The 5,703-nt window shown below is 38.1% G+C and carries 8 protein-coding genes; 4 read left to right on the top strand and 4 right to left on the bottom strand.

From position 1 onward, the window contains the following. Together repM and mobV are read right to left on the bottom strand one after the other, a co-directional pair. On the bottom strand, nucleotides 1-711 hold a 711-nt coding region (gene repM, locus JMW94_RS14485; RefSeq protein WP_201604872.1), incomplete at its 3' end, for a replication initiation protein RepM. A gap of 539 nt (nucleotides 712-1,250) precedes the next feature. Continuing rightward, nucleotides 1,251-2,129 (bottom strand): MobV family relaxase, encoded by an 879-nt coding sequence (gene mobV, locus JMW94_RS14480; protein ID WP_189587019.1) that lies wholly within the window; start codon nucleotides 2,127-2,129, stop codon nucleotides 1,251-1,253. Between the two features lie 458 nt (nucleotides 2,130-2,587). Between mobV and JMW94_RS14475 the strand changes: the two genes are divergently transcribed. The 3 genes from JMW94_RS14475 to JMW94_RS14465 all read left to right on the top strand — a co-directional run bounded on the left by JMW94_RS14475 (nucleotide 2,588) and on the right by JMW94_RS14465 (nucleotide 3,480). Then, complete coding sequence (locus JMW94_RS14475; protein ID WP_189587017.1) at nucleotides 2,588-2,863, top strand: hypothetical protein; 276 nt, start codon at nucleotides 2,588-2,590, stop codon at nucleotides 2,861-2,863. Nucleotides 2,864-2,945: 82 nt separating this feature from the next. Further along, a complete protein-coding gene (locus JMW94_RS14470) occupies nucleotides 2,946-3,227 on the top strand; it encodes a type II toxin-antitoxin system RelB/DinJ family antitoxin (RefSeq protein ID WP_189587015.1) in 282 nt (93 codons plus the stop codon). Beyond that, nucleotides 3,214-3,480 (top strand): type II toxin-antitoxin system YafQ family toxin, encoded by a 267-nt coding sequence (locus JMW94_RS14465; RefSeq protein ID WP_015060936.1) that lies wholly within the window; start codon nucleotides 3,214-3,216, stop codon nucleotides 3,478-3,480. Before JMW94_RS14470 ends, JMW94_RS14465 begins: the two co-directional genes overlap by 14 nt. A 137-nt stretch (nucleotides 3,481-3,617) precedes the next feature. On the opposite strand, the gene JMW94_RS14460 is transcribed toward JMW94_RS14465, so the two are convergent. Beyond that, nucleotides 3,618-4,649, bottom strand: coding sequence for a permease (locus JMW94_RS14460; RefSeq protein WP_189587013.1), 1,032 nt, complete (start codon nucleotides 4,647-4,649; stop codon nucleotides 3,618-3,620). A 106-nt stretch (nucleotides 4,650-4,755) separates the two neighbouring features. On the opposite strand from JMW94_RS14460, the gene JMW94_RS14455 reads away from it, so the two are divergent. Next, nucleotides 4,756-5,055 (top strand): ArsR/SmtB family transcription factor, encoded by a 300-nt coding sequence (locus JMW94_RS14455; RefSeq protein ID WP_189587011.1) that lies wholly within the window; start codon nucleotides 4,756-4,758, stop codon nucleotides 5,053-5,055. A gap of 284 nt (nucleotides 5,056-5,339) precedes the next feature. Here JMW94_RS14455 and JMW94_RS14450 read toward each other — a convergent pair. Next, nucleotides 5,340-5,703: RepB family plasmid replication initiator protein (locus JMW94_RS14450; RefSeq protein ID WP_201604871.1), on the bottom strand; the 364-nt coding region annotated here is incomplete at its 5' end.

Here is a 5,703-nt window from a genome sequence, read left to right as displayed (position 1 = left end):
AACTACATCCTTCTTAGCTTTTGGCTTTTCATGAACAGTAAAACTAAATCCTGCAATTTTGCGACCTTTTTTCTTTTGAGTGTAACTAACATTGAGATCTGATTTTTCGTTTATCTCTTCAACAGCAAGGTTTAAGACCCTTTTTTTGAAGTTGCTCATAGTTTGATATTCATCAGATTCTAATCCTAACTGACCTCTAAACTTCTCCAATTCAAAAACAGGTGTTTTTTTGGCTTGCTTCCATTGAACCAGCAGCTCATAGAGCCTTACTGAGTAATTACTATCCATTTCAGCTGTTTGTTCTAGTAAATATTTAGTAAAAAACTCTTCAGCCCCATCAATCCGAGTAATCCCTTGTACTACAGCCGGAGTAAATACAACTTCAATCGCTCCTTCGTCATCTAAATATCTAACTTGGGATAACCAGCGAGATTTAACTAACTTACCTTCATCATCAACATAGCTAAAACGTCTGTTAAATAACGTATCTTCAGCGTCCTTCATCATTAGATAACCGTTTTGGCGAGTAGTATTAAAAACTTCAGCATATCTTTTAGCATCAATACGAAGTGGTATCTCTGCACTCAACCCTGTACCAGTCTCTCTAGCGTCTACAACGGCTAACTGCACAATGCGTATTTCTGATAGTTTTAGATTTTGTAGTACGGTGTTTAGATAGTTGGTTTTCACCACTAGATTAGATTTAGACATAATAACCTTCGTATTTGAATACTTATATTTAACTGTATCTTAGAATACACTTTTATTCAAGTATTTAAATGGTAAGTAAACGTATTCGAATGGGTAAGTAAACGTATTCGAATGGGTAAGTAAACGTATTCGAATGGGTAAGTAAACGTATTCGAATGGAGGTTGCAGCCCTTTAATAGCAATGGATACAGAGGGCTTAAAAGCATTTAAAAGCATTTAAAAGCATTAAAAGCATTTTCTTATTTTTTTTACTAACTAAAAAGACAAAAGAAAAAAGCCTAGTTACCTCAAAATATCAGGAACTTTTTGTACTCTTTTAGATCAGGTCAGGTAATTGATCAATTCTTTTTAGTTTACGTATCAATTTGATTATAACCTGATCCAAAGCAGTAGTATTTTTCCAACTTTGCAGTTCTTTTAGCATTCTAGTTAAATTTATTCTTCTTAAACCTTAGTAACCAGCTATAGAAACCACTCTATATGCCTACAGAATTAGATTTAAAAGTACTCAATCTCTATTTTGGTACATACTTAGCATTTCAATATTTAAACCTTTCTAAAGCGATTCTACGGCTTTCTAGCTGCATTACTTCGTTTACTCTACCAATTTCTTCTTGGTTTAACCCTTCAATAGCCGCTAAGTAAGGCTCAACACGTTTTTTAAGAGTGTCATAGCTCGCTTCTGCTACGCTTTTATCATTTCTAGCTTTCTCATAATCCATTAGGATGCTGTTTGCCGCTTTCACAGTCGGTTCTATTTGCTCAATAACGGCTGCTGTGACCTTCTCACCATATCGAGCCTTGCTTTCAAACATTTCAGGCTTAGGCGATACGGGTGTGATACTGAAATCTCTCGCGTGATTGATGTCGTGGTAATACTCCTTGATGCTGGTATGCTTGGCTTTAGAGCCTTCCTTGCCCCTCGTTAGACCTAAATCAGCGACCGTATTGGCAAAGTCGGTTTGCATCCTGCTTAGTTTGACTCGACCGCCTAGAAAATCTTTACAGTTGAGCTTTCCCTTTGGATCAATGGGAACCACATAAGCGACCAGGTGGGGTGTACTTATGTCCCGATGGATACTCACACAAGCAATATTTTCTGCTCCATGCTTATCACTGAGCCACAAACTCACTCGCTTAAAAAACTCATCTTCCTTGCTGGTTCCCCAACCTCCCCATTCAGGACTGGCAGTTATTAAATACTCAATACATAGCACCGCATCAGAGCGTCTTTTTTTAGGGAGCCGATCTTTTATTGCCTGTTTGACTGCTTCAGGAGTAGCCACACTATGATGATTTTTAGGGGTGCGATTAGGGTCGGCATTTGGCGTTTCTATCGTTCGGTAGTTGTGTGCAAGACTGCTAGCAATGTTGCCCATTGTCTTTAATTTTGCTGTCCTCAAAATTGCATAGTTCATTGCCACTTTTTCCTGATAATTGGGTGTTATTTCACTAAAGTGTACTTACTACACCATAAATCCACCTGTTAGGAAAGCGTCATTTTTAGAGCAAAAGACGGTGAAAAACAGCTGTTTTTCACTTTTTAGAAGCTAAGCTGTATACAATTTGTAGACAGGTTTTTCCTTTTTAAATCAATGGCTAACGTTAATTTTGTTTGCACTTTGTATACAACTGAAATTCAATAAACCTAACAATATCAGCTATTTGGCAGTCCCTTTAGGGTGCGTATAGTGTAGTCATTAAATTAGGCAGAAAATAACGGATATTTTATCTGTCATAAAATCTGCTACAAAAAAGGGGTTATAAGAGCGTTACTCCTTGTCATTCACTGGCATAATCTTAGGTTGGTATAAACAATTTATTCACCTAAAAAAATTATCTGTCGCTACAGATAATTCTAGTAATGGAGTCATTTATGAGCATGAGCGGTGTATCAATAACCAGTCGTAAAGGTCTTCAGTTTGAAGGCACTCAAGATGCGTATACCAGAGTGGTTGTACGACTCAATTTGCTTTTGATGAAAGACAAAACCCATGAAGCAGCGGTTAGGGAAAAATTAATTGAAGTGATGAAAGAGAGGAACAAACTAGGTAAATATTCTGCTTCTGATCTGTATGTCATGCAAAAAAGCATTGAAAAGACGGTTGAGGACTTTCTGGCTGGATTGGATGAGAAGTACATCACTGCTTAAATGCACAGCACACGAAAGATATTGAGATTTAATCACCTATCGCTTATATTAGGGGTACAAATATAAGCGATAGGTGATTACTATGAGTACGACTAATTATAATATACGGCTTGACCAAGATTTGAAAGACAGGTCTTTTTCTGTTCTTGAGAGCTATGGCCTAACGCCTTCACAAGCCATAAGACTGTTTTTGAACCAAGTCGCCGATACTAACGCTGTTCCCTTGTCTTTTGATTACCAGCCTAAGCTCAACGCGCAAACTCTCGCTGCTATTGCAGAGGTTGCCAACGGTAAAGGCACTAAGTACGACAGCTTTGGTGATTTGATGGATGAGCTAGAAGGCGAGGCTGATGAGATCCATTGAAGTATCAAGTCAGTTTAAGAGAGATGCCAAGAAGAATTATCTAAGCTTGCTCACTCCTGCATGGGGCGAGGTGCTTAATTGTTTGACTAACGATATACCGCTACCGGCCAAATACAAAGATCATGCGTTGACCGGCAATCATAAGGGATTTAGAGACTGCCATATCAAGCCTGACTTGGTACTTATCTACCGTGTTCAGAGCGATACGGTAGATTTCGTTAGGTTGGGTAGCCATTCAGAGGTGTTTGATTGATTAATATTACTCAACTAAAATTTTGTAGATAAAAAAGATCTTTGGTGTTTACCAAAGATCTTTTTTATCTATTGTAAGTAAGGTTCTTACATCATTTTTATAAGAATAGTCAAAGGTTTAGCGTATTTTCACCTGAATTAAAAGAATAAATAAGTGGCATATCCTGCAATCATCGCCATGGTAAAAATTACTGCTACAAATGCCACTAAAAGGTTTATTTTGAATAAAGATCGCAACAAAATAAGTTCAGTCAAGCTAGCTCCAGCACTGCCGATGATTAATGCCAATACAGTTCCAGAACCTACACCTTTAGCCATCAGTGCTGCTGCTAATGGTATAACCGCTTCAGCACGAATATATAATGGCACACCAATGACAGCAGCGATAGGAATAGCAAAGGGGTTGTCAGGACCAGCATATTGAACCAATATCTCAGTAGGCATGAAGCCATAGATGACACTACCAATTGCAATACCAATAAGTAGGTAAGGAAGCACATCCATGAAATCCTTCCATGCTTCCTGCCACAGACCACTATATTTACTTTCTTTCGCGACTACTACAGTAGATTGGCCATTACAGCAGTTAGAATGAACATTAGTTTTCTGCCCAACGCTACAGGAAGCTATCTTTGGCGTTGTATCATGATCTTCAGTTCCACAACTTGATACCGCTGGTGCAGTACCGCACGAACTTACTAATGAACCACATCCACCGCTATCCTTTTCGATGTTAGACCGACGTACATAACGTTCGAATCCTAGCATATGAAGTATCCAACCAGCACTTACCGACACGACTAAAGCTGCAACCACGTATATCGCAGTGAGGCTTAATCCGAAAGTAGCAATCAACAAAGCGACAATAATAGGATTGAGTAATGGAGAGGCAAAAAGAAACACCATCATTGGCCCAAACCCAGCACGCGCACGTATCAAGCCTTTTAACATAGGAATAGTCGAACAGCTACAGAAAGGGGTAATGGCTCCTAAGCCCACAGCGATAAAATAACCACGACTGCCTTCAGAGCTCAACAATGACTCCACTTTAGACAATGGAATATGGCGCTGAAGAACACCGACTAGTAAACTAATACCAATAAATAAAACCGATAGCTCTACAGCTAGGAAGGCAAACATTCCTAAAGTATCTTGTAGTTGAGGTGACATTGTATATTACCATATTTCTAGATTAATCGAATTAACAATTAGTTTAATTGTATCTTTTAATGCTGTCAACTATAATTCTAAAAATATCGAAATAAGGAATGGAATCATGGATCATGAACAAGTTGCAGCTAGCCTAGCTGAGTTAGGAAATAGTCATAGACTGGCTATATTTCGCTTTTTAGTTAAAGTAGGTCATGGCGGTGTCGCTGTTGGAGATATACAGAAAGAATTAGATATTCCAGCCTCAACACTATCACATCACATTGCTCGTATGAAAAGTGTGGGGTTTATCCGACAGGAAAAGCATAGCCGTACCATTATCTGCATACCTGAGTACCAACATTTAGAAAATTTAATCAGTTTCTTACGAGAGGAATGTTGTGCAGGTATTAAAATAAAGGATTAAAGATAACTGTTTAAAGAAAATTCGATTTTATATATAGGAGCTTTTCATCAAAGATACCTATTACAGTTTCCACATTACCCGCTTTAATTACATCGTTTATTTTTAAAGCTTGTTATTTGATCCTGTATAGCGCAACAATTACAAATAAAATGTGTATGGTAAGTACACTATGAAGTACATCGTGATTATTCCAGTTTGTTAAAACGTTGATATTATTATTAGCCCACAGCTGAACCTTTAAGTCCTCACCAGGGAACCGAACTGGTCAAACACACTCATAAGGCCTAGTATTCAAGATATTCTTTGATAGGACGCTTTTTAAACTGTGAAGGGTCTTTTTTGAGACGATTAATCATTTCAAACTCCCAAGCGTTCGGGTCTTGACCTGCTGGACTAGTAGAACTAACCAAATGATTATAATCGGCAATGAACTGCTTGTTACGTGCAATACGCCCCAGCTGCTTATCGCTTAATCCTTCAACCGTAAACATATCTCCTGTACTAACGTCGCGCTCCTTATTAACTACATCCTTCTTAGCTTTTGGCTTTTCATGAACAGTAAAACTAAATCCTGCAATTTTGCGACCTTTTTTCTTTTGAGTGTAACTAACATTGAGATCTGATTTTTCGTTTATCTCTTCAACAGCA

It is taken from the genome of Psychrobacter immobilis, from assembly GCF_904846185.1.
In the GTDB taxonomy this organism is placed as follows: Bacteria; Pseudomonadota; Gammaproteobacteria; order Pseudomonadales; family Moraxellaceae; genus Psychrobacter; species Psychrobacter immobilis_B.
The sequence above is the reverse complement of the archived record's forward strand: the minus strand, read 5'-3'. Positions and strand labels throughout refer to the sequence as shown.